This window comes from Nocardia pseudovaccinii NBRC 100343, assembly GCF_001613225.1.
Classification (GTDB): Bacteria; Actinomycetota; Actinomycetes; order Mycobacteriales; family Mycobacteriaceae; genus Nocardia; species Nocardia pseudovaccinii.
The window spans coordinates 1-22,800 of the sequence record NZ_BDBY01000336.1 but is presented as its reverse complement, the minus strand read 5'-3'; the positions used below and the strand labels follow the sequence as shown (position 1 = coordinate 22,800).

General features: G+C 66.2%; 21 protein-coding genes. 11 read left to right on the top strand and 10 right to left on the bottom strand.

What is annotated here, in order from left to right; all coding sequences use genetic code 11:
- Positions 1-62: 62 nt before the first annotated feature.
- The gene (locus NP3_RS37375; protein WP_063046441.1) at positions 63-359 is read right to left on the bottom strand and encodes a hypothetical protein; all 297 of its coding nucleotides are present in this window, start codon (positions 357-359) and stop codon (positions 63-65) included.
- The gene (locus NP3_RS37370) at positions 346-570 is read right to left on the bottom strand and encodes a hypothetical protein (protein ID WP_063046440.1); all 225 of its coding nucleotides are present in this window, start codon (positions 568-570) and stop codon (positions 346-348) included. The genes NP3_RS37375 and NP3_RS37370 overlap by 14 nt, the downstream gene beginning before the upstream one ends.
- Positions 571-675: 105 nt before the next feature.
- Between NP3_RS37370 and NP3_RS37365 the strand changes: the two genes are divergently transcribed.
- The gene (locus NP3_RS37365; RefSeq protein ID WP_063046449.1) at positions 676-1,464 is read left to right on the top strand and encodes an alpha/beta fold hydrolase; all 789 of its coding nucleotides are present in this window, start codon (positions 676-678) and stop codon (positions 1,462-1,464) included.
- Here NP3_RS37365 and NP3_RS37360 read toward each other — a convergent pair.
- The 3 genes from NP3_RS37360 to NP3_RS37350 are packed head-to-tail and all read right to left on the bottom strand — an operon-like array spanning position 1,448 to position 4,447.
- A complete protein-coding gene (locus tag NP3_RS37360; RefSeq protein ID WP_063046439.1) occupies positions 1,448-2,095 on the bottom strand; it encodes a TetR/AcrR family transcriptional regulator in 648 nt (215 codons plus the stop codon). The two genes, NP3_RS37365 and NP3_RS37360, sit on opposite strands and share 17 nt — an antisense overlap.
- Positions 2,096-2,099: 4 nt before the next feature.
- Positions 2,100-2,918, bottom strand: coding sequence for a crotonase/enoyl-CoA hydratase family protein (locus tag NP3_RS37355; RefSeq protein ID WP_373864813.1), 819 nt, complete (start codon positions 2,916-2,918; stop codon positions 2,100-2,102).
- Positions 2,915-4,447 carry an acetyl-CoA acetyltransferase gene (locus NP3_RS37350; RefSeq protein ID WP_063046438.1) on the bottom strand — a complete coding sequence of 511 codons (1,533 nt, stop codon included), beginning with the start codon at positions 4,445-4,447 and terminating at the stop codon, positions 2,915-2,917. Before NP3_RS37350 ends, NP3_RS37355 begins: the two co-directional genes overlap by 4 nt.
- A gap of 111 nt (positions 4,448-4,558) precedes the next feature.
- Here NP3_RS37350 and NP3_RS37345 point away from each other — a divergent pair, with 111 nt between their 5' ends.
- The 4 genes from NP3_RS37345 to NP3_RS37330 all read left to right on the top strand — a co-directional run bounded on the left by NP3_RS37345 (position 4,559) and on the right by NP3_RS37330 (position 8,921).
- Positions 4,559-5,308, top strand: coding sequence for a crotonase/enoyl-CoA hydratase family protein (locus tag NP3_RS37345; protein WP_063046437.1), 750 nt, complete (start codon positions 4,559-4,561; stop codon positions 5,306-5,308).
- Positions 5,309-5,487: 179 nt separating this feature from the next.
- Positions 5,488-6,597 carry a glycoside hydrolase family 183 protein gene (locus NP3_RS37340; RefSeq protein WP_063046436.1) on the top strand — a complete coding sequence of 370 codons (1,110 nt, stop codon included), beginning with the start codon at positions 5,488-5,490 and terminating at the stop codon, positions 6,595-6,597.
- A 118-nt stretch (positions 6,598-6,715) separates the two neighbouring features.
- Positions 6,716-7,963, top strand: a complete 1,248-nt coding sequence (locus tag NP3_RS37335; protein WP_063046435.1) for an erythromycin esterase family protein — start codon at positions 6,716-6,718, stop codon at positions 7,961-7,963.
- A 256-nt stretch (positions 7,964-8,219) separates the two neighbouring features.
- Positions 8,220-8,921, top strand: coding sequence for a class I SAM-dependent methyltransferase (locus tag NP3_RS37330; protein WP_063046434.1), 702 nt, complete (start codon positions 8,220-8,222; stop codon positions 8,919-8,921).
- Positions 8,922-9,701: 780 nt separating this feature from the next.
- On the opposite strand, the gene NP3_RS37325 is transcribed toward NP3_RS37330, so the two are convergent.
- The gene (locus NP3_RS37325; protein ID WP_063046433.1) at positions 9,702-10,298 is read right to left on the bottom strand and encodes an alpha/beta hydrolase family protein; all 597 of its coding nucleotides are present in this window, start codon (positions 10,296-10,298) and stop codon (positions 9,702-9,704) included.
- Between the two features lie 313 nt (positions 10,299-10,611).
- Here NP3_RS37325 and NP3_RS37320 point away from each other — a divergent pair, with 313 nt between their 5' ends.
- Positions 10,612-12,447 (top strand): acyl-CoA dehydrogenase, encoded by a 1,836-nt coding sequence (locus tag NP3_RS37320; RefSeq protein ID WP_063046432.1) that lies wholly within the window; start codon positions 10,612-10,614, stop codon positions 12,445-12,447.
- 50 nt (positions 12,448-12,497) lie between these two features.
- Here the strand turns inward: NP3_RS37320 and NP3_RS37315 are convergent, their stop codons facing one another.
- Positions 12,498-13,622, bottom strand: a complete 1,125-nt coding sequence (locus tag NP3_RS37315) for a GGDEF domain-containing protein (protein ID WP_063046431.1) — start codon at positions 13,620-13,622, stop codon at positions 12,498-12,500.
- Positions 13,623-13,853: 231 nt separating this feature from the next.
- Between NP3_RS37315 and NP3_RS37310 the strand changes: the two genes are divergently transcribed.
- A complete protein-coding gene (locus NP3_RS37310; protein WP_063046430.1) occupies positions 13,854-14,957 on the top strand; it encodes a glycoside hydrolase family 183 protein in 1,104 nt (367 codons plus the stop codon).
- A 7-nt stretch (positions 14,958-14,964) separates the two neighbouring features.
- Here NP3_RS37310 and NP3_RS37305 read toward each other — a convergent pair whose 3' ends face one another.
- Positions 14,965-16,602, bottom strand: coding sequence for a VanW family protein (locus NP3_RS37305; protein ID WP_245721268.1), 1,638 nt, complete (start codon positions 16,600-16,602; stop codon positions 14,965-14,967).
- A 10-nt stretch (positions 16,603-16,612) separates the two neighbouring features.
- Here NP3_RS37305 and NP3_RS50900 point away from each other — a divergent pair, with 10 nt between their 5' ends.
- The 3 genes from NP3_RS50900 to prcB all read left to right on the top strand — a co-directional run bounded on the left by NP3_RS50900 (position 16,613) and on the right by prcB (position 19,352).
- A complete protein-coding gene (locus NP3_RS50900; protein ID WP_245721267.1) occupies positions 16,613-16,768 on the top strand; it encodes a hypothetical protein in 156 nt (51 codons plus the stop codon).
- 519 nt (positions 16,769-17,287) lie between these two features.
- Positions 17,288-18,319 (top strand): phosphogluconate dehydrogenase (NAD(+)-dependent, decarboxylating), encoded by a 1,032-nt coding sequence (gene gnd / locus NP3_RS37300; RefSeq protein WP_063046428.1) that lies wholly within the window; start codon positions 17,288-17,290, stop codon positions 18,317-18,319.
- 232 nt (positions 18,320-18,551) lie between these two features.
- Positions 18,552-19,352 carry a proteasome subunit beta gene (prcB, locus tag NP3_RS37295; RefSeq protein ID WP_063046427.1) on the top strand — a complete coding sequence of 267 codons (801 nt, stop codon included), beginning with the start codon at positions 18,552-18,554 and terminating at the stop codon, positions 19,350-19,352.
- 4 nt (positions 19,353-19,356) lie between these two features.
- Here prcB and NP3_RS37290 read toward each other — a convergent pair whose 3' ends face one another.
- Together NP3_RS37290 and NP3_RS37285 are read right to left on the bottom strand one after the other, a co-directional pair.
- Positions 19,357-19,896, bottom strand: a complete 540-nt coding sequence (locus tag NP3_RS37290) for a hypothetical protein (protein ID WP_063046426.1) — start codon at positions 19,894-19,896, stop codon at positions 19,357-19,359.
- A gap of 186 nt (positions 19,897-20,082) precedes the next feature.
- Positions 20,083-21,399, bottom strand: coding sequence for an acetyl-CoA C-acetyltransferase (locus NP3_RS37285; protein ID WP_063046425.1), 1,317 nt, complete (start codon positions 21,397-21,399; stop codon positions 20,083-20,085).
- A gap of 229 nt (positions 21,400-21,628) precedes the next feature.
- On the opposite strand from NP3_RS37285, the gene NP3_RS37280 reads away from it, so the two are divergent.
- A partial coding sequence (locus tag NP3_RS37280) for a 3-oxoacyl-ACP reductase (protein WP_063046424.1) occupies positions 21,629-22,800 on the top strand: 1,172 nt, incomplete at its 3' end.

Genomic DNA, 22,800 nt, shown 5'->3' with positions numbered 1-22,800 from the left:
CCGCAACGATAATGCCGTACGACGCCAAGCGGTAGCCGACGGCTTCCCGATCGGAACGTAAGTCAAAGGTCCATGGCCGCGCGCAATGCGGTATCCAACCGATCCAGCGCATCCGCTTCCATCTCATCGATGGGCTCGGCCAGCCAGCCGCGATAGATGCGACCGATATTCCCGGCATGCACCCAACCGTGCCGCTCGACGGGCACCGCCAGAATGTCCTGCGGATCCTCGTCGACGATCTCGGCGGCGATCAGCCACTGCCTCGGTGATTCATTGATGCCATCACTGCTGATGAGCACGACGGTACGGCGCCGCGGCGAACCGTGTGGGTGATAGAGCCACAGTTCACCCCTGCGCACGCATCGCCTCCTCGGCGGCGGCGAGCTCCGCTTCGTCCGCCGCGGCCAGGGCCGTCACATCGGGTACCGGACCGACACCGGTCCGCACCGCCTCGCGACGCGCTGCTTTCGATATCCACGCCGATGGCGACATCCCCGCGCGGGCCGCCGCCTGTTCGGCGAAGGCCCAGGACGCCGCGTCCAGCGAAAGGGTGACCTTACGCGTTGCCATACCATTTATCGTACCGCCGTTTCGGCCGACTGCCAGCGGAAATCCGATCCGGTCGTGGCCGGAAATCTCGGTCCGACCGCTGCGAATCGCTGTACGGTCACAGATATGACGACGTTGAACCACCACCGGGTGGGCGCGGGGGAACCGCTGGTCCTGGTGCACGGCGTAGGCAGCCGCTGGCAGGTGTGGGAGCCGATCATCGGTACTCTCGCCGAATCCTTCGACGTCATCGCCGTCGATCTGCCCGGCTTCGCGGGGTCCGCGCCGATCGAGCACACCACCGTCGACACCCTCACCGAAGCGCTCGCCGACTTCCTGCGCGAACAGGGCATCGAGCGCCCGCACCTGGCGGGCAATTCGATGGGCGGACTCATCAGCCTGAACCTCGGCGCACGCGGCGCGGCCCGCACGGTCACGGCCTTTTCACCGATCGGATTCTGGGACACCCCCGGCCGCGTGTGGTGCCAGCAGTCGCTCGGCAGATCCCGCCAACTCGCCCGGGTGCTGCGCCGGTGGCTGCCCGACGTGCTGGGCACCGCGGCGGGCCGCACCACATTTCTGACGTTGATCTTCGGCAAGCCGTGGGCGCTCGATCCGCAGGTGGCCATCGACACCGCCGCCGACGCGGCCGACGCACCCGGCTTCGAGCCCGCCCTCGCTTCCTTCACCGATGCGAAATTGCACGAAATCGGTGCGCTGGCCGACATACCCGTCACCATCGCCTGGGGCAACCGAGATATCCTGCTGACCTACGCCACCCAGAGCAGGAAGGCACGCACCGTGCTGCCCAATGCCCGCCACGTCACGCTGCACGGCAGCGGCCACACGCCGTTCTTCGACGATCCGGCGGCCTGCGCGCAGGTTCTGCTCGACACCATCACCCCACATCCCTGACCGCTCGCGTCAGCGTTGCCGGATCCGCCTCGCCGAGCAGGATCCGGACCGCATTTCCCCAGCGGTGCCGTAGGATTCGGTTCCGGTCCAGGTCGCCGGTGAGCAGCACGCGCATGGCGAGACCGGTCATGATCTCGATGGTGAATTCGGTAATGGTCGGCACGCGCGGATCGTCCGGGAATTCCTGACGGAAGATGTCGCGAATGCTGTTGTGCATCAGGTCGAACAGTCGATACTCCAGCGGCAGGAAGGCCGCGAGCAGTTCCGGATCGGTACGCGCGGCGACCCACATCTCCAGCGCCGCCCAGAATGACGGCCCGGTGAACATGCGCATGGTCAGCTCGACCGCCGTTTCGAGGCGATCGGCGTCGGCCGTGATCGCCTCGAATTCCCTTGTCAGCTGGGCGAATCGACGCTCGGCCAGATGCTCTACGGCACCGGCCAGCAGGTCAGCCTTGGTCGGGAAGTGGTGTTGCAATGTGCCGCGCGGCACTCCGGCCCGATTCTGCACCTCGAGCGTGGTGGTACCCGCGTAGCCGACCTCGACCAGACTCTCCACCGCGGCGTCCAGGAGCCGCGTGCGCATGCGCGAGCGCCGCTGCGCCTGCGTCTCCCGGACGCGTTCGGGCATCGGATCAGCGTCCCTGCCATTTGGGTTCGCGCTTCTGCGCGAAGGCAAGCGCACCCTCGGCGGCATCCTTGGAGAACAGCGCGGGCAGCGCGATTTCGCCCTGCTTGGCGAACCCCTCCGCGACGGTCCAATCCGGCGATTCGTCGATGATCCGCTTACTCGCCGCCACCGAAAGCGGTGCGGCCGCGACGATTTCAGCCGCCAGGGCCAAAGCGCCGTCGAGTGCCGCACCGGGTTCGGTGAGCCGGTTGACCAGTCCGAGCTGGTAGAGGCGTTCGGCATCGATGCGGCCACCGGTGAGGGCCAGCTCCGCGGCCATGGGACGCGGCAGCCGCTGGGTCAGCCGCAGTACGCCGCCGCCCGCGGCGACCAGACCACGCTTGACCTCCGGAATACCGAACTGGGAATTGTTCGCGGCGACAATGAGATCACCGGCGAGCGCGAGTTCGAAACCACCGGCCAGCGCGAAACCCTCGACCGCCGAAATCATCGGCTTGGCAGGCGGTTTCGCGGCGATGCCCAGCGGACCGCGCTTGGGGGTTATCGGCATCTCCCCCTTCGACGCCGCGACGAGATCCATTCCGGCACTGAAGGTTCCGCCCGCACCGGTGAGCACGAGCACGCGCGCGGCATCGTCGGCCTCGAACTCGTCGACCGCCGCCTCGATGGCCTGCGCGGTGGCCAAGTTGATGGCATTGCGGGCCTCCGGACGATTGACGGTCAACAGCGTTATCGCATCGCGCTTTTCGACCAGCACCAGCTCAGGCCCACCCGTCTCCCTGCCATCACCCCGCATGGAGTCGCTGTGCGACGCTGCATTCATTGGACAGTCCTCTCGGTAAGCAACGTGAGCTTGTCGGCGGCGATCACATCGGCTTCCGCGCCGATCGGGTCGTCGTCGGTGAACGCCGCGACGGTTTCCGAATCGGACGCCCGAACCAGTATGCGGGCACCGGCCGGAGTCAATGCGGAGATCACCACGGCCTCGGGTTCGTCGGCGTGTTCGGGCGCGGGGCCCTTGCGGTAGGCGACGGTGTAGGCCTCGACGGTGGCCGATCCGGTGTAGCCGAGCGCCGTATCACGCCGTGCCACAGGCACTTCCGGTTCGTCGGCATGGAAGAGTCGCGCGGGCGGGCGAGCGGAGTAGACGCCGATGGCGTGCTTGGTGATGTACCAGCCGAGTGCGCTCGCCAGGCCGTAGGCCGATGGATCATCGCGCAGCCGACCGGCCAGCGTCGCGATCGAATGGGTCGCATAGTTGTTGCCGGGGCCGCCCGCGAAGGTGAGTCCGCCGGTGACCGACAGCGGCCGTGCCGGATCGTCGATCGGCAGCCCCAGCGCCTCGGCCGCGACCTGCACCGCTACCGGGAAGCACGAGTACAGGTCGATATGCGCGACATCGTCGATGCCGATACCCGCACCCGACAATGCGGCCCGCCCCGCCGCGGCAATGGCCGGTGAACTCGACATATCCGCACGTTCGCAGACGTACCACTCCTCGGCGGCGCTGGCCCCACCGTGCGGAAACACCCAGCGGTCCCTCGGCACGCCCGCAGCATCGGCCGCCGCCGCACTGCACAGGATCAGCCCCGCACCCTGATCCACGGACAGATTCGCGACGAGCAATTTCGGATACGGCGAGGAAACCATGCGATTCGCGCGCGACGGCGTCACCAGATCCTCGATCGACTGCTCGGCGGGCTGCCACGCATACGGATTCCGGGCGGCCACCGCCGAGAGCCGCGACCACAGTCCCCCGATGCGTTCGCGCTGCGCTGCCTCGCTCAGGCCGAGCCGTCCGCGCAGCGCGGTCTCCATCAGCGCATAGAAATAGATCGGCCCCCACAGTCCCGCCGCGGTCTCCATCTCGGTATTGGGTCCGCGTTCGGTGCCGATCAGCTCCGTCGGCCGAACCTCCTCGCCCTGCTCGGGCCAGTCGAGAGCGGCGCCGGTCCGAGTGGCCGCATTCCAGGATGCGACCGATTCGGCCCCGGTGATCAGCGCGACCTCGCACCGTCCGTCTGCGATGGCCTGCGCGACGGTATTGACCAGGCGCTGCGGCGCGTCACCGCCGAATCGCGCGGATTGCAGCGTGCGCTTCGGTGCGGCGCCGAGTTCCACCGCGACCAACGCACCGAGATCCGGATACGGCCTGCTGACCGGGGCCGCCGCCGCGATCAGATCAGCCGTGCGCAATAGCCGATCCCCGGTGCCGCTGTCCGCGCCCGCGCGGCGCAGCGATTCGGCGGCGAGTTCGACCGGTCCGGGCAGGCCGGGCTCGCCGCTGCGGTGCACGACCTGTCCGACGCCGACGAGTACCGGCGTGCGCGGGTCCAATCCGGGTGGCAGCATGGTTCCTCCACTCTTTACCGTCAATGTTGACGGTAACTTGCGTTCGATTAGAACAAAACCGCATGCAAGCAAGCAATGGCCCGCTAACTGACTCACGGGTAAGATTCGGGAATGGCCTCGAATATCGCGCTGCGGTTCGTCGACGACCGCGCCTACGTCACGCTGGACCGGCCGGATAAACACAATGGCCTGACCATCGAGATGCTGCGCGATCTTGTCACGACCGCGCACACCGTCGCAGACCACAAGGAAGTCCGCGCGGTCATCCTGTCCGGCAACGGTCCGAGTTTCAGCAGCGGCCTCGATATCGCGGGAACGAGCCGCGATCCGCTGGCCGTCGTCCGCGGCTTCATCCCGCTGCCCTGGCGCGGCACCAATACCTTCCAGGAAGCCTGCTGGGCCTGGCGTCGGCTCTCGGTGCCGGTGATCGCCGCGGTACACGGCCACTGCTACGGCGGTGGGTTGCAGATCGCGCTGGCCGCCGACGTCCGCTTCGCCAGCGCCGACGCGGAATTCTCGGTGATGGAGGCCAAGTACGGTCTGGTCCCGGATATGACCGGCGCGGCGACGCTGTCCCGGCTGATCGGTGTCGACAAGGCACTGCTGCTGACCATGACCGCCGATACCGTGGACGCCGCGTACGCCGAGCGGATCGGCCTGGTCACCGAGGTGACCGCGGACCCGGTCGCGGCGGCGGAAAAGCTCGCCGATCGAATCGCCATCCGCTCCCCGCACGCCGTCGCAGGGGCAAAACAACTATTCGATCGCTCCTGGCACGCCTCGGCTCGCCGCACCTTCGCCGTCGAGCGAGCCACCCAGCTGCCATTGATCCTGCGGCAGGCCATTTCTCGTCGTCGCTGATCACAATTCAGGTAGCACCGCGCTTACAACTGTCCAGACGAATCACGCAAGCCACCAATTTCCCCGGTTTCGCTGTTAGCATCTTGAACGATTTGCCAGCCAGCCGAATGTGACACGACACACGAGGTGGGGGGCGTGCGTATCGTGCCACTTCGGCCAGAACCGGAGGGCCTTGAGACTTGAACAAGACCGCGTCCGCCTTGCTCTCGGCACTGGCAGGAGCTTCGGCCTTGCTCCTCGTTGCGACTACCCCAGCCTCGGCAAACCCCAATGCGATCAATCCGATCCCGGTGCTGAACGGCACCAGCGGACTCCCCAGTCTGGTCGGCCGAAGCAGGGCGATATTCCAGGTGACCGGCATGGCCAGCCCGAATAACACCCAGGCCTATAACGTGCTCGGCACCGATCTGGGCATCATGTGGGACAACGGCGACGGCGAGATGCTGACCGCATTCGGCGATACCGCCGGACTCGGCCTGCCGAATCTCCTCGCGGGCAGCACCTGGGCGTGGCGCAGCAATATTCTGGTGCGCAGCCACACCCACGATCCGTCCAATGGCATCTACTTCGACAGCGTCGTGCGCGATATCTTCGGCCAGGCGCGCGATCTGATTCCGAGCCCGAAGATTCCATTCATCGAGATCAGCCGGATCCCCACCGCGGGCATTTCGGTCGGCGGCGTTCAGTACATGAGCCTGATGTCGGTGCAGACCTGGGACGATATCGGCCGGTGGACCACGAATTTCTCCGGACTGGCGGTATCCGGCGATAACGGTGAGACCTGGGCCGAACTACCCGAGACCAGACGCCCGAATGAAGGCGGTAACGCCAACTTCCAGATGAACGCGTTCGTCAAGAACGGCGGGTACGTCTACGAGTACGGCACCCAGTCCGGGCGCAACCGGGCGGCGTATGTCGGGCGGGTCCGCGAAGGCGATATCAAGAATCTGGGCGAGTACGAGTACTGGGACGGCGAGCACTGGAGCAAGAAGGGCGATGTCGATGCCGCGGCGCCGATCATGTGGGGCGTCGGCGAGATGTCGGTGATGTACAACGAGTACCTCGGCCAGTTCATCTCACTCACCACCGATCCGTTCAACTCGGTGGTCATGCGACGGGCCGCCTCGCCCGCGGGTCCGTGGAGCGATCCCGAGGTGCTGATCGACACCCGCGAACTGCCGTCCGCATACGCTCCGTCGATCTTCCCCTACCAAACCGGACGCGACCTGTACTTCGTCACCACGGTTCACAGTCAGTACAACGTCTTACTGATGCATACCACCCTCTAGCCCCTCCGCAACGGCACATGGCCGTGGCCGTGTGACGTTGCTCGTGTCCGACTTGACCTCAATGGCACTTCAGGTATGAAGCTGGGTCGCGTCGAGTAGTCGAGCTTCGGGAGAGACCATGGGTACCACCCTCACATCCAGTGAATCAGTTACCGGCACTTCGGATTTGCGTGAATGGCTGCGTTCGCATGCGCGGCCGATTTTCGATACGCATTCGAATAGCGTGGGATCGGATATCGCGACATTAACCGAGCGGCTGGGATCTGCGACCGTGGTCGGGCTCGGTGAGTCGACCCGGTTCTCTCGACAGACCTTCGGACTGCGGGAGCGGGTATTCCGGGTGCTCGTCGAGGAATACGGTTTCCGCGCGCTCGCCGTGCAGGACAGTGCACGTTCCGGTGAGCGGCTCGATGCCTATGTACGGAACGGCGCGGGTGATCCCGAATCGGTGCTCGTGGGCGCATGGCGGCCGACCCGCACCGGCGAAATGGCGGCGGCACTGGTGTGGATTCGCGAATTCAATATGGAGCACCCGAACGATCCGGTGCGGATTTTCGGAGTCGAACCGCCGCGTGCCGAACCGTCGGATTACGACGTGGTGCTGGATCATGTCCGCCAACAGGCACCGGGTCGGTTGGCCGCCATAGAATCCCACCTCGCTCCGATCCGGACCGCGCATCAAATAGACGAACATGTGCAGCGTCATCAGGGAGTTCACCCCGGCCGCCCGTTCATCGACGACGCACGTGATGCCTTGGCATTGTTCGAAAAGCTTCCGGTGACACCGGAATTCGAAACCGCACTGCCGCATCTGCGGCTCATCGTCGAATTCCACGAGAAGAGCGTTGCCGGACAGGGCGGTTTCGCGCGCGACGAGCGCCCCGCCGCGGACCGGGTAATCGAATGGCAGCGCGATACCGGCGCGAAGATCGCGTATTGGGACGGCATCGCCCACACCGCAGCCCTTACCCTCGGCGACGGTCCGGCGGAGACCGCCGAATTCCGTGGTACCGGTAGCTATTTGCGCGAGCATTTCGGTGCGCGGTATATCTCGGTCGCCATCGGCTTCCATCACGGGGATCTCGGCATGGCGGCGGCGCCGGAACCGCGGTCGGACCTGGTCGATGCGGCGCTGGGTGAGGTCGCTTTGCCCGCCTTCTACGTCGACTTGCACAGCGACGCACCGCAATCGGTGCAGCAGTGGCTGCACGGACCGGCGAAGCTGCGCACGATCAGCGGTATCTACGATCCGGCCAAGGATGCCACCGCCCACACGAGCGTCCGATCTCTCCTGGATGCTTTCGACGTACTCGTCCATATCCGCGAGACCTCGCCTGTGCACTGGTTGCCCCAAGAGACTTCTTAGAACTCGGGCCGCGATGCCCCGGGCGCACAGACGGGATTCGCGATCGTCGCGGGTGCGCGGCGGTCGCGCGAAGCACAGAGGTCCCGCAGTGCAGCGGGCACGGGGTGTACAGCGAGTCGCGAAGGGCACGGCCGTCGCGGGGCACAGCCGTCGCGAAGTACACAGCCATCGCGAGGCACCCAGCGGTCGCGAAGTACCCAGCGGTCGCGAGGTAGGCGGCGGTCGCGCGGTGCGCGGGGCAAATACACTCGCGCATATGGACGCGACCGATTGGGACACGCGGTATGCGCAGAGTGAACTGGTTTGGGGCGCACCGCCGAACAGCACTGTGGTGGAGCATGTCTACGGGCTGGAGCGGATCGCGCCGCTGGTGCCGGACACTCCCGACGGCGATCCGCCTGGCCTGCCGCGTGCCCTCGATCTCGCCTGCGGTGAAGGGCGCAACGCGCTGTGGTTGGCCACACACGGCTGGCAGGTGCACGCCGTCGACTATTCACAGGTGGGCGTTGATAAGGGCCGCACCATCGCGACCCGACTGTCCCGCTCGGTCCGCAACCGCATCAGTTGGCAATGCGCCGATGTCACCGATCTGGATGCCGCGGGCATCACCGGCCCGTACGAACTCGTACTGATGGTCTTCCTGCACTTGCCCGCCGAACACCGCCGCCCGCTGGTCCGCCGCCTCGCCGATCTACTCGCCCCCGAGGGCACGCTGCTGATCCTCGGTCACGACACCACCAATCTCACCGACGGCTTCGGCGGCCCGCAGGATCCCTCGGTCCTGTTCACCCCCGACGACATCATCGCCGACCTCGGCAACGACCCCGAACGCATCCGAGTCCGACTCGCCGACCGCGTCTACCGCCCCACCGAGGAACGCGACGCCATCGACGCCCTGGTCATCGCCACCAAACCCCCTGTGGATCCGCCCGCCGTCGAACCCGCATCGCCCAGCTAGCCGAGCCTGCCGCCTGCGCCGCGCACGTCCCTGCGCACCACACACGTTTCGGCGCGCCACACACGGCTCTGCGCTTGCACATCTCTGTGCTTTGCACGTTTCGGCACGCCACGCACGTCTCTGCGCTTTGCACGTCTCCACGCGCCACGCACGTCTCTGCCCTTTGCACGTTTCGGCGCCCCACACGTTTCTGCGCTTCGCACATTTCAGCACGCCACACACGGCCCTGCGCTTCGCACGTCTCCACGCGCCACGCACGTCTCTGCGCCACGCACGTCTCTGCGCTTCACACATCTCTGCGCTTCACACATCTCTGCGCTTCACACATCTCTGCGCTTTGCACGTTTCGGTGCCCCAACGGCTCTTCGTTTCGCACATTTCAGCACGCCACACACGGGGCTCTGCGCTTCGCACATCTCCACGCCCCACACACGTCTCTACGCTTCACACGTTTCGGCGCCCCACCTATGATTCGGCCGAATATTTCATTCGCGGCGCGCAAAATGCAGGCGCGGAACCCGAGGCGTCCAGCACCGCACGCGAGCAGTCAGCGCCCCGTCGCACCCGGCAACACACACGGCCGCCGCCCAGACCGTGCGCTACTGCGACCGGCGCCGCAACCACGGCGCGACCGTGTCGGCAACGATGTCGGCGCACTACACATGATTCGGCCGAATATTTCATTCGCGGCGCGCAAATCTCAGACGTCCAGCACCCGCACGCGAGCAATCGGAGCTGTCAGCGGCCCGTGGCTCCCGGCCACACACAGGCGACCCTGCGCTACTGCGACCAGCGCCGCAACCACGGCGCGACCGTGTCGGCAATGATGTCGAATCCCGACCGGAACGAATGCGGCTGACCAGGAATTACGCGCACTTCGGCGGCATCGGCGGGGTCGGGGATGCCGAATGGGTCGTTCGCGCCGTTGATCACGACGACTTCGATATCGCCCGGAGCCAGCAGTTCCTCGCGACGCGTCTTCTCCGGCTTGCCCGGCGGATGCAGCGGGAAGGACAGCGCGAGCACGCCGCGCGCGTCGGCGGCGATGGCGGTGCGGCAGGCCACCCTGGCCCCATTGCTGCGCCCACCTTGGATCAGCGGGACCTTCTTCACTCGCTTGCGCAGGTCGGTCACGATCTCGAGCCACGCCTCGTCCTGCTTCACCGCGGAACCGGGGGCGCGTCGTCCCGCGACCCGGTACGGCTGCACCACTCGCGCCACCGCGCCGCCCAGCTCGTAGGCGCGGTCGCGCACGGCGAGCAGGTCTTTCGCATCGACACCGCCGCCGGATCCGTGCGTGAGCAGCAGTAGGAACGCCGCCTTGCGCGGCTTGTCGAGCTCGATCTCCGCGGGCCCGGCGCTCGTCTCGATTCGCACATTTCCAAGGTAGTCCCCAGCTATCCGAAGACGCCCAGCCACCCGCAGCGCGTCGGCCGCAGGGTAATGCACCGGCAAACCCGGCTCGAACGTCTACTACGCGAGCCGTAGACAAACGGCAACGCCTTCGAGTGTTTTCCGCGTCACATTGCCCGCTCGAGTCTTTGCGACCCCATTACCGACCGGTAATATGGGACATAAGTTACCCGCGAGTAGCATGCGGAGAAACCGGCACGGCTACCCGGTGGACGGACAACGGGCGGGAACGGCAACCAACCGACCGCACCAACTCAACGGAGAGTGAGTAACAGAAATGGGCCACTACAAGAGCAACGTCCGCGACCTGGAGTTCAACCTCTTCGAGGTACTCGGCCTCGGCGCCATCCTCGACAGCGACGCCTACGGCGACCTCGACACCGAGACCGTCAAGGAGATGCTCAACGAGGTGCGTCGCCTGGCCGAGGGTCCGCTGGCCGATTCGTTCGTCGACGGTGACCGCAACCCGCCGACCTTCGATCCCGAGACCCACACGGTCACTCTCCCCGAATCGTTCAAGAAGTCCTACCGCGCGCTGGAAGACGCGGGCTGGGCCAAGGTCGCCGTCCGCGAGGAGCTGGGTGGCCTCGGCGCCCCGAGCGCCGTCTCCTGGGCGCTCGGCGAAATGATCCTCGGCGCCAACCCGCCCGCGCAGATGTACGCCGCCGGTGCGGGTTTCGCGCAGGTGTTCTACAACAACGGCACCGATGAGCAGAAGAAGTGGGCGCAGATCATCGCCGATCGCAACTGGGGCGCCACCATGGTGCTGACCGAGCCGGATGCCGGTTCGGATGTCGGCGCGGGCCGCACGAAGGCGATCCAGCAGGAGGACGGCTCCTGGCACATCGAGGGCGTCAAACGCTTCATCACCTCGGGTGACTCCGACGACCTGTTCGAGAACATCATGCACCTGGTGCTGGCCCGCCCCGAGGGTGCCGGTCCGGGCACCAAGGGTCTGTCGCTGTTCTACGTGCCGAAGTGGCACTTCGACTTCGACACCCAGACCATGGGCGACCGCAACGGTGTCTTCGTCACCAATGTCGAGCACAAGATGGGCATCAAGGTCTCGGCCACCTGTGAGGTCACCTTCGGCGGCCACGGCGTGCCCGCCAAGGGCTGGCTGGTCGGCGAGGTGCACAACGGCATCGCGCAGATGTTCGACGTCATCGAGAACGCACGCATGATGGTCGGCACCAAGGCCATCGCGACGCTGTCGACCGGTTACCTGAACGCACTGGACTACGCCAAGCAGCGTGTCCAGGGTGCGGACCTGACCCAGATGACCGACAAGGCCGCCCCGCGCGTCACCATCACCCACCACCCGGACGTGCGCCGCAGCCTGGCCCTGCAGAAGGCCTACGCCGAGGGTCTGCGCGCCATCTACCTCTACACCGCCGCACACCAGGATGCGGATATCGCCGAGCTGGTCTCCGGCGCCGATAAGGATATGGCCTTCCGCGTCAACGATCTGCTGCTGCCGATCGTCAAGGGTGTCGGTTCCGAGCGGGCCTACCAGTACCTGACCGAATCGCTGCAGACCTTCGGTGGCTCCGGCTTCCTGCAGGACTACCCGATCGAGCAGTACATCCGCGACGCGAAGATCGACTCGCTCTACGAGGGCACCACCGCCATCCAGGCGCAGGACTTCTTCTTCCGCAAGATCGCCCGTGACCGCGGCGTCGCGCTGGCCCACGTGGCCGGCCAGGTGCAGAAGTTCATCGAGTCCGAGGCGGGCAACGGCCGGCTGAAGGCCGAGCGCAAGCTGCTCGCCACCGCGCTCGAGGATGTGCAGGCCATGGCCGCCACCCTGACCGGGCACCTGATGGGCGCCCAGGAGCAGCCGAGCGAGCTGTACAAGGTCGGTCTGGGTTCGGTGCGCTTCCTGCTCTCGGTCGGTGACCTGCTCATCGGCTGGCAGCTGCTGCGTCAGGCCGACATCGCCATCAAGGCCCTCGACAATGGCGCGACCGGCGCCGATGAGGCGTTCTACCAGGGCAAGGTCGGCGTCGCGCAGTTCTTCGCGCGCAATGTGCTGCCGGAGCTGACCGCGACCCGCGCCATCCTGTCGAACCTCGACAACGACATCATGGAGCTGGACGAAGCGGCGTTCTGATCCAATAGATTTCGCACACAGCGGCCCCGGAGTCTCCGGGGCCGCTGTTGTTATTTGATGCGGTGCACCATCTCTCGGGCGGGCTCGGCGAGTTCGATCGCCGGTTGCTCCGGATCTTCCGCCAGCACAACGGTATTGCCGCCCAGCCGTTTCGCCTGATACATCGCGTTGTCGGCACACCGCAGCAACCATCGCGGCCGTCCCCCGTCCGTGCCGCCGTCGCACACCGCGACACCGACACTGGCCGTGACGGTGACGGATATGCCGGGCGTCTCCGCCACGGCAAGGCGCAATCGCTCGCCCAGACTCAGCGCGGCCGCACGATCCAACTGATCGACCACCGCGAACTCCTCCCCGCCGGTGCGGGCGACCACGGCATCGGGATCGGCCGCGGCGCGCAACCGCGCGGCCGTCGAGACCAGCACCTCGTCACCGATGGTGTGGCCGAAGGTGTCGTTGACCGCCTTGAAGTGGTCGAGGTCGAGGGTGATCACGCACAGTTGGCGCTGGTATCGCGAACGGTGCACGTAATAGTCGAGTCCGCGGCGATTCAGCAGCGTAGTCAGCGGATCCGAGAGCACATCGATGCGCAGCACCCAATAGCAGAACTGCAAGGCGGGCAGCACCACGACGATGGCCGCGACCATGATCAGGACCATCGCACCGGCCAGCGCGAGATCATTGCTCTGCGCATCGGCCACCAGCAATACGGCCAGCGCACCCACCGTGAGCAGCGACCATCCGGCGTGCGCGGCGAGCGCCTTCGGACTGTGGAAGAACGTGATGTAGGCGCCGGTGACCACGAGCAGCATCGCGCTCAATGCGCCGTACACCCGATCTCTGTCCACCAGGCACGATGCCGTGATCGCGACATCCGCCCAGGTCAACAGAGCCAGTGAGGTGATGGCGCGGGGCCACGGGAACAGCCACCAGCGAACCGTCCACACCACTGCCGTAACACCGGCCGCCGCGAAGATAGTGCGGTGCACTGCGCCGCTCGGACCGGCGGGCGACATCCAGATCAAGATGTTGATCACGAGCATGATCGCACCGCCCGCGCCGATGATCGCCTTGATCAGGCGCAGCCCGGAATGAGATTCGAGTGTCCGCACGAACCAGCGATAGTGCGCCGGATCGCGCCACCAACTGCGAAGTATCGCGCGACTGTCACCCATGGAGCCACCGCCTAGCGTTCACGAAATCCTGCTGGATGTACCGAACAGCTTTGCCATTTCGAGCGACCATTAAGCAGCGGTGACAGGCCAGCCCCTGCCGGAACCCCCGTCTCCTGGTGATCTTCAGTGTAGCGATGATCACATGTCGGCCTCCAGCGCGCAGGGACCGGACATAGGTCACGAATCGGGGCACAATGACCGGGCAGACGCGCGCAAGAAGGGATCGTCCGGATGAACCGATCGCTGTCCGCACTCAGCAGAGCCGGTGTACTCGCCGCCGCAATATCGGTCGCGCTGGCCGGACCGGCCGCCGCCGATTCGAACTTCCTGCTTCCGATTCCCGGCATCAACCCCATTCCTGGCATCAACGGACAGCCACGCGGCCTGCCACGCTTACCCGGACCGACCCAGGCGGTCTTCCAGATGACCGGTATGGACAGCCCCAATCGCACCCAGCACGTCAATGTGCTCGGCACCGACCTCGGCGTCATGTGGGACGACGGCAACGGCCGGATGATCACCGCCTTCGGTGACAGCGCGGGCCTCGGCTTCCCGAACCTGCTGGTAGGCAGCGTATTCGCCTGGAGCAGCCAGGTACTTTTCCACAGCTCGACCAAGGATCCGTCGCAGGGGATTTCCTTCGACGGCGCCGTGACCAATCCGCTGCCGAGCCCGAAGATTCCCGGCATCGAGATCAGTCTCATTCCGACAGCGGGCATTTCGGTCGACGGTGTGCAGTACATGAGCCTGATGTCGGTGCGCGAATGGGGTGAGCACGGCAAGTGGTCGACCAACTTCTCCACTCTCGCCGCCTCAGGTGACGGCGGACAGACCTGGACCCCGCTGACCACGACCCGGCGCGCGAATGTGGACGGCCATCAGAACTTTCAGCAGAACGCCTTCCTGAAGGACGGCGGTTACGTCTACCGCTACGGCACCCCGGCGGGTCGGCTGAATCCCGGATTCATCTCGCGGGCAATGGAATCCGATATCGCTGATATCGATCGCTACGAGTACTGGGACGGCAAGGAGTGGAAGCCCGAGGCCAAGGACGCCACACCGATCGTCGGGGATGTCAGCGAACTGTCGGTCATGTGGAACGAGCATCTCGGCAAATTCATCATGCTCACCACGGACTCCCGGAATGCGGTGGTGTTGCGCACCGCATCGGCGCCGGAGGGGCCGTGGAGCGAGCCGGAGGTGCTCGTCGACGGCCCCGCGCTGCCGAGCGCCTACGCGCCGATGATCTTCCCGTATCAGACCGGCAGTGACCTGTACTTCTTACTGTCGGTGTGGAACCAGTACAACGTGCTGTTGATGCGAACCCCGCTGTAGGAGTCGACTACTCGCATTTCACGACAGGTACCGGGTCGTACTTCACCGTCCGCGTGCTGCGCGAGATTTCGCGACCGGTTTTGCGGTCGGTGATGACTCGCGTATCAGAGATGGTGAAGCCCGGTGCGCCTTCGGTGGCGATGCAGTCCTTGCCCTTGGGAAGTTTGATCTCGGTGGGCTCGGTGGGCTTGGTCTTCTCACCGGTGGTGGATTCGACATTGACGGTCTTGGTGCCCCAGAGGCGGACCGTGACCTCGGAGTCGGTGGTCGATGTTTCGATGTAGACACCGGATTGGCTGTTATTGCGGAATTTGAGGTCGATGGCGCCATCGAAGACGGTGGCCTCGCGGGCCGCCGGATAGCGGGAAATGTAGTAGCTGTGCTCGGTGTGACCGGCATCTTCCATGCCCGCGAAATAGGCGGCGTTGTAGAGAGTGGTCGCGAATTGGCTGATGCCGCCGCCGACGGCGGTGCTGGGACGACCGTGATCGATGATGCCGGATTCGACGTATCCCTCCGCCGTCCCACGGGGACCGGTGAAGTCATTGAGCGAGAAGGTTTCTCCCGGCTTGACGATGGCGCCGTTCACCTTCTTGGCGACCACCCGGATATTCACACCGGACGGCCCGCTGAAGCCGCTCGTGGTGAATTGGCCCATCACCTCGGTGACGCCGAGTGCGTTGGCGGCCTCGGTGGTGAGCTTGGGATCCACCTTCTCGTAGACGGCCTGCGCGGTGCGCTCCTGCGGGGCGACGACGAGATTCGGCAACTGCTCGAACGTCTTCGCCCAACTGATCTTGTCACCGACCACGGCCGGAACCACCGTCGCGGCCGACCCGGTCACCGCGAAGGTCGCGTCCTTGGCCTCGACCTCGGACGGCGCGAGTTGCGGACCCAGCACCCCGAGTGCGACATCCTGTTTGAAGGACGCGGCGAGACCGCCCTGCCCATCGGGGGCGAAGGACAGTATGGACGCGATCTGCTCCGGCTCCAGCTTGCCCGCCGCATTGTTCTTGCCCGCGAACACAATCGGCGCACTCACCGCCGGTTCGGCAATGGTGTGCAAAGCCTGTTCGACCGCCTCCGCGCGCACGGCGATCGGCGCGGCCGTCTCCGGAAGATCCAGCAGCGCACCGAGATACCAGTTTTCGATGAGCGCGGCGCGCGCGGCCGGAACATCGAGGATGCGGCCGGGTACCGGCGGCACGGCGACCGGGCGCGCGCCGTCGAAGGCGATGGTGCCCTCGACCGTCGCGCGGTCGTGCACGCGCAGGGCGGTGAGCTGGGCATCGAGTGCGTTGTCGTCGACGGTGCTCGCGACCGGCACCGTGTGCGTGACGAACAACGAAGTCAGTCTGGTGATCGGATTGAGCGGCTGGCCGCCGACGCGGGCCCAGGTGGCATCCCAATCCACTCCCAGGCCAGCGGTTTTGGGGGTGAGCCTGGTCTGCACGTCGCCGATCTGCAGCGGCAGTTCCTGGTCGACGCGCGGATCCACCGCGGTGCGCAACCGAGCCTGTGCGGCCGCGGTGTCTTCGCCCCCGATATCGATACCGGCCACGACGACGCCGCGCGGTACGTGACCGGACGAAAGGACAAGGTCCGCAACGTAAGCCAGACCGCAAACCGCTATCAGTGCGCCCACGCCGATGCCGATGCGTTTCGCGATGGGCGATCTCAGCCTGCTCGGTCTGGACGGCTGTTCGGGTGCGCGACCCCGCTGCCCGCCGGTGGGCGCGGCCGCTTTGGGTCGCCGAGTCGCCCGCAGCGGCGCGGTCGGCATGGAATCCCCAGCCCACTCCGGTGACTGATGTCCCGACGGCGGCGGCTGCTGAGCCGTCGTCTCGGACGACCTCGGTTGCTGCTGCACCGATCGAGGCCGGGGCGGCTGCGGCGTCGTATCCGCGCCCGGAGCCTGCTGCGAAACGCGCGGCGGTGGTGGCTGCTGCGGTGTCGAGGATCGAGCCGAGTCGAGGAGCTGTCGTAGTCCGACCTGGCCGCCTTCATGTGGACCGTGCCGCCCGGTACTCGATTCGCTCGTCACGAACCGTCCTCCCGCTCGATTGTTAGGAACTCGCACGGTGCGAGCCCCGCCAACGATAGTGGTCTGCACCGACATCGTCAGCACAGCGCGGTCCATCAGCAAATCCCGTGCAACGGACCACGCCACACATGGAAGGGCCCCGCGTAGTTGCCGGGTCGGGGGTCTGGCAACTACGCGGAGCCAATCCGTTTATCTGGTCCGCCGCACCGCGCGTTACACATCCGCGGGACAATCGAGCTGAACTTCCTACCACCAGGGCCCACACGCGACGAGGGAGATGGCTGGAATGCAGCTGGGAATGATCGGCCTGGGCCGGATGGGCGGCAATATCGTGCGCCGGATCGTCAAGGACGGGCATACCGCCGTCGGCTACGAACGCAGACCCAAGATGATCGACACGCTCGCCGCGGAGCTGGGCAGCGACGGTTTCCAGGGCTCCACCGATCTGAAGGACTTCGTATCCCGGCTGGAGACCCCGCGGGTGGTCTGGGTGATGATCCCGGCCGCGGTGACCGGTCAGGTGATCGACCAAGTCGCCGAGCTGCTCGAGCCCGGCGACATCATCATCGACGGCGGCAACAGCCGATACCACGACGACATCGCACGCGCCGCGGCGCTGAAGCCCAAGGGCATCCACTATGTGGACATAGGCACCTCGGGCGGCGTCTTCGGACTGGACCGGGGCTTCTGTCTGATGATCGGCGGCGAGGCCCAGCCGGTGGCGCATCTGGATCCGCTGCTGAAGTCCATCGCTCCGGGGGTCGAGGCGGCCGAACGGACGCTGGGCCGCACGGGTGAGCCGTCACCCGCTGAACAGGGCTATCTGCACTGCGGACCGGCCGGAGCAGGACATTTCGTGAAGATGGTGCACAACGGCATCGAATACGGCGCCATGGCCGCCTACGCCGAGGGCCTGAACATCCTGCACAAGGCAAATATCGGCGCGACCCACGATGCCGCGCCATCTGCCGAGGAGACCCCGCTCGAACATCCCGAGTGGTACCGATACGACATCGACGTGCCCGAGGTGACCGAGGTGTGGCGGCGCGGTTCGGTGGTCGCCTCGTGGTTGCTGGACCTCACCGCGAGCGAGCTCTACGCCGATCCGACCCTGGAATCCTTCGATGGCCGGGTATCGGACTCCGGCGAGGGCCGCTGGACCCTCGACGCCGCGATCGATACCGGCGTCCCCGCACCGGTGCTCGCGGCGGCGCTGTTCGCGCGATTCTCCTCGCGTGGCGAGGCACTGTACGCGGACAAGATGCTCTCGGCCATGCGCAAGGCCTTCGGCGGTCACATCGAGCTGCCCCCGAAGTAGGACTATCCGAACCCATCGTCTCAGACAGAAATTGTCGGACAAGGTTGTCCACGGCCGACGCAATATCGCACTGACGCCGACTCGTTCGCCTGCTCGATTTTCTCGCGCCGCTGGTACCGCCCAAGGCCGCGATCAAGATCGGCATGAGCGAATGGCTGTGGCGCACCGGACTTTCCGCCCACGGAAATTCGGTGCGCTGACGCCGCGGGCGGGAAGTCGTTACGGTGGAGTTATGGAGTTCGCGACGTCTTCCTTCTCCGAGAACCTGCGCCGATACGCCCCGGAACTACTGCCCGGCAGCGATTTCGGCAATGCCACGGTGCACGGACAGGACATCGCGCCGCACGGCACCACGATCGTGGCCGTCGCCTACCGCGGCGGCGTGCTGCTCGCCGGCGACCGGCGCGGCACCATGGGTAATCTGCTGGCCAGCCGGGATATGGAGAAGGTGTACATCACCGACACCTACTCGGCGGCGGGTTTCGCGGGCACCGTCGGCATGGCCATCGAGATGATCCGATTGTTCGCGGTCGAGCTCGAACACTACGAGAAGATCGAGGGTGTCGGGCTGACCTTCGAGGGCAAGGCGAACAAGCTGTCGAAGATGGTGCGCGACAATTTGCCTGCCGCACTACAGGATATGGCGGTGGTCCCGGTACTGATCGGCTACGACCTGAGCGCCACCGACCCGGAGAAGGTCGGGCGGATCTTCTCCTACGATGTCGTCGGCGGTCGCAGTGAGGAGCGCTTCGGTTATACCGCGGTCGGTTCCGGTTCGCTGTTCGCGAAGTCCTCGCTGAAGAAGACCTACAGCCGCGGCATCGATGAGGATCGGGCGCTGCGGATCACCGTCGAATCGCTCTTCGATGCCGCGGAGGACGACACCGCCACCGGCGGTCCGGATCTCACCCGTGGCATCTATCCGACCGTGGTCGTCATCAATGCCGAAGGCGCCGTGGAGGTTCCGGCGCAACGGCTCGCCGAGATCACCCACGGACTAGTCGAGGATCGCGCCGCACTGGCCCGCGAATGAGTCCTCAGGGGGACTCGCCGTAGAGCGCGCGGAAGTCCTCGAGTGTGCCCGTGTAGTACTCCAGATCGTCGGCGAGCTTGGCACGCGTGATCTGCTCGGGCTGGTCGCGCCGTAGCTGTTCGCCCAGTTCGGACCAGAATGCCGCGGCCGGGAGGCGGTCGGCACCCTCGGGCAGGAATTTGATCGCCTCGCCGAGCGCCTCGGCGGCGAACTGCCAGTTCAGTTCGACGGTATCGCGGTCCTGTCCGGGTCTGCCCTGGTAGGTCAGATCCGCGTCGAGCGCACGGCGGGCGTAGGTGCCCGCGATCATGATCCACTGCCCGGCGTCGACCAGCGGCGAGACGCCGAGACCGAACCACACTCCGAGGTTGCGGCACGCCGCCTCGGAGTCGTAGGGCACCTCGACGTCACCGAGCATCGAGCGCACCGTCCACGCGTGCTCACCTTCGGTCAGCGAAGTCTGCGGCGGGCTCGCATCCCCATCGGCCGCGGCGAGCAGGCTCAGGTAGGTCTGCGCCTCGGCCAGGGTCCTCGCGGTCGGCATCCATCGCTCCTGTACCCGGTAGCGGTTTCGGACAAAGGTTCCGAACGGAACCTACCCGGTCAGACCTGCGGATACCGGAGTTCGCGAATTTTACCGTGAAATCCGTTGGTGTCGAACAGAACTCGCAAGTGCGGCGACAGACGAGAGGCGGCATCGGCTGGGCCGATGCCGCCGCCTGTCGACTGGTCAGCGCTCCAGGATCGCGACGACGCCCTGTCCGCCCGCGGCGCAGATGGAGATCAGCGCGCGGCCGGATCCCTTCTCCGCCAGCATCTTCGCGGTGGAGGCGACGATGCGCCCGCCGGTCGCTGCGAACGGGTGCCCCGCGGCGAGCGAGGAACCGTTGACGTTGAGCTTGCTGCGATCGATCGAACCGAGCGCGCCGTCCAAACCAAGCCGCTCCTTGCAGTACTGATCCGACTCCCACGCCTGCAGCGTGGCCAGCACCACCGAGGCGAAGGCCTCGTGGATCTCGTAGTAGTCGAAGTCCTGCAGGGTCAGGCCATTTCGGGCCAGCAGGCGCGGCACCGCGTAGGTCGGCGCCATCAGCAGGCCGTCGGGGCCGTGGATGTAATCGACCGCGGCGACCTCGGAGTCGACCAGATGCGCCAGCACCGGCAGGTTGCGCTCGGTGGCCCATTCGTCGCTGGACAGCAGCACCGCGGAGGCGCCATCGGTGAGCGGGGTGGAGTTACCGGCGGTCATGGTGGCATCGCCGAGTTTGTTGCCGAACACCGGCTTCAGGGTGGCCAACTTCTCGACGGTCGAACCCGGACGCAGATTGTCGTCGCGGGTCAGGCCGAGGAACGGGGTGATCAGATCGTCGAAGAAGCCGCGGTCGTAGGCGGCGGCCATATTCCTGTGCGACAGGTAGGCCAGTTCGTCCTGGGCCTCGCGCGCGATACCGAATTCCTTGGCGGTAATGGCGGCATGCTCACCCATGGACAGACCGGTACGCGGTTCGGCATTGCGCGGGATCTCTATGCCGAGCATGGCGGGGCGCAGCTGCCCGACCAGCTTGAGGCGGTCCTTATTGCTCTTGGCACGGTTGGCGTCGAGCATCCACTCGCGCATGGACTCGCTGACCCCGATCGGGGCATCGGAGGTGGTGTCGGTGCCACCGCCGACACCGGCGGCGATGCGACCGGCGGCGATCGCGTCACCGACGGTCACGATCGCCTGCAGGCCGGTGCCGCAGGCCAATTGGAGGTCGTGAGCCGGGGTGTAGGGGCTGAGCTTGCTGCCGAGCACGCTCTCGCGGACCATGCCGTGCTCGCCGACCCGCTTGAGCACCGCGCCGCCGACGACCATGCCGAGGCGTTCACCCTGCAGGCCGAACCGGCTCACCAGACCGTCCAGCGCGGCGGTGAACATGTCCTGGTTGGAGGCGTGGGCATAGGCCTTATCGGAGCGGGCGAACGGAATCCGGTTGCCGCCCACGATCGCAACCGGGCGTGGGCCCTTCTTTGCCGTGCTCTTCGCTGAACGGGCTTTGGTTGTCACTCGAGTCTCCAAGGTCTCGTCGGGTGCCCGGTGGGCCGTTCGACACGGACGTGTCCGCGCAGATCGGCGCCCCGTCGCGGTTGGTTTACTTTAAACTTACTCTGGAGTAAGTTTGTTGTCGACACCGTACCCCGCAAGTCTGCGTAAATTCGCGCCGGGGCATGCAGACCATTCGGCAACGCAGCCACCGGCGCGCCGAAACCACGACACACGAGAAAAGGGAGAAACAGTGGCAGCCAGCAAGAGCAAGGGTGCTCCCAACCTCTACGGATCGTTCGTACACTCCGCTCCCGGCCAATTCCTGGCGAGCAAGTTGGGCCTGCCGCAGCCGCAGAACTTGCGCCGCTACCAGGCCGGTGAGCCGCCGCTGCCCGGTCCGGTGCTGCTCGGCGGCAAGGGCCGCGTCGCCGAACCGGTGCGGACGCTGCTCTCGGACTACACCTTCGCCGACGCGCCCGCCTCGGGTCAGAAGTACGGCGCGCTGGTCTTCGACGCGACCGGCATCGGCACGGTGGAGGATCTCTCGCAGCTGTTCGAATTCTTCCAGCCCGCCATGCGCAGCGTCGCGGCGTCGGGGCGCATCGTCGTCATCGGCACCACCCCCGAGCTGACCGCGGGCGTGGACGAGCAGATCGCCCAGCGCGCGCTGGAGGGCTTCACCCGCAGCGTCGCCAAGGAGCTGCTGCGCGGTGCCACCGCCCAGCTGGTCTACCTGCACCCGGAGGCATCCGCCACCGCGTCCGGCCTGGAATCCACACTGCGCTTCCTGCTTTCGGCCAAGTCGGCCTTCGTCGACGGTCAGGTCATCCGGGTCGGCTCGGCCGATTCGGTGGCCCCGGCCGCCTGGGACAAGCCGCTCGACGGCAAGGTCGCCGTGGTCACCGGCGCCGCGCGCGGCATCGGCGCGACCATCGCCGAGGTTTTCGCCCGTGACGGCGCGACCGTGATCGTCGCCGATATCCCGGCCGCCGGTGAGGCCCTCTCGGCCACCGCCAACAAGGTCGGCGGCACCGCGCTCGCACTCGATGTCACCGCACCCGATGCCGCCGAGAAGCTGGCCGAATTCGCCACTGAACGTTTCGGCGGCATCGATATCGTCGTGCACAACGCCGGTATCACCCGCGACAAGCTGCTCGCCAATATGGACGAGGGCCGCTGGAAGTCGGTCATCAACGTGAATCTCGCCGCGCCGCACCGCATTACCGAGGGCCTGGTGGCGCGTGGCGCACTGAAGGAGGGCGGTCGGGTGATCGACGTGTCCTCCATCGCGGGCATCGCCGGTAACCGCGGTCAGACCAACTACGGCGCGTCCAAGGCCGGTGTCATCGGCATGGTCAACGCCGAGGCGCCCAAGCTGGCCGAGAAGGGCATCACCATCAACGCGGTCGCGCCCGGTTTCAT

Bases quoted from the DNA above. Each gene is read 5' to 3' on its own strand.
- NP3_RS37370 (WP_063046440.1), bottom strand. From the start codon at position 570: ATGGCAACGCGTAAGGTCACCCTTTCGCTGGACGCGGCGTCCTGGGCC.
- NP3_RS37365 (WP_063046449.1), top strand. From the start codon at position 676: ATGACGACGTTGAACCACCACCGGGTGGGCGCGGGGGAACCGCTGGTC.
- NP3_RS37360 (WP_063046439.1), bottom strand. From the start codon at position 2,095: ATGCCCGAACGCGTCCGGGAGACGCAGGCGCAGCGGCGCTCGCGCATG.
- NP3_RS37355 (WP_373864813.1), bottom strand. From the start codon at position 2,918: ATGAATGCAGCGTCGCACAGCGACTCCATGCGGGGTGATGGCAGGGAG.
- NP3_RS37350 (WP_063046438.1), bottom strand. From the start codon at position 4,447: ATGCTGCCACCCGGATTGGACCCGCGCACGCCGGTACTCGTCGGCGTC.
- NP3_RS37345 (WP_063046437.1), top strand. From the start codon at position 4,559: ATGGCCTCGAATATCGCGCTGCGGTTCGTCGACGACCGCGCCTACGTC.
- NP3_RS37335 (WP_063046435.1), top strand. From the start codon at position 6,716: ATGGGTACCACCCTCACATCCAGTGAATCAGTTACCGGCACTTCGGAT.
- NP3_RS37330 (WP_063046434.1), top strand. From the start codon at position 8,220: ATGGACGCGACCGATTGGGACACGCGGTATGCGCAGAGTGAACTGGTT.
- NP3_RS37320 (WP_063046432.1), top strand. From the start codon at position 10,612: ATGGGCCACTACAAGAGCAACGTCCGCGACCTGGAGTTCAACCTCTTC.
- NP3_RS37315 (WP_063046431.1), bottom strand. From the start codon at position 13,622: ATGGGTGACAGTCGCGCGATACTTCGCAGTTGGTGGCGCGATCCGGCG.
- NP3_RS37310 (WP_063046430.1), top strand. From the start codon at position 13,854: ATGAACCGATCGCTGTCCGCACTCAGCAGAGCCGGTGTACTCGCCGCC.
- NP3_RS50900 (WP_245721267.1), top strand. From the start codon at position 16,613: ATGCGTTTCGCGATGGGCGATCTCAGCCTGCTCGGTCTGGACGGCTGT.
- gnd (WP_063046428.1), top strand. From the start codon at position 17,288: ATGCAGCTGGGAATGATCGGCCTGGGCCGGATGGGCGGCAATATCGTG.
- prcB (WP_063046427.1), top strand. From the start codon at position 18,552: ATGGAGTTCGCGACGTCTTCCTTCTCCGAGAACCTGCGCCGATACGCC.
- NP3_RS37290 (WP_063046426.1), bottom strand. From the start codon at position 19,896: ATGCCGACCGCGAGGACCCTGGCCGAGGCGCAGACCTACCTGAGCCTG.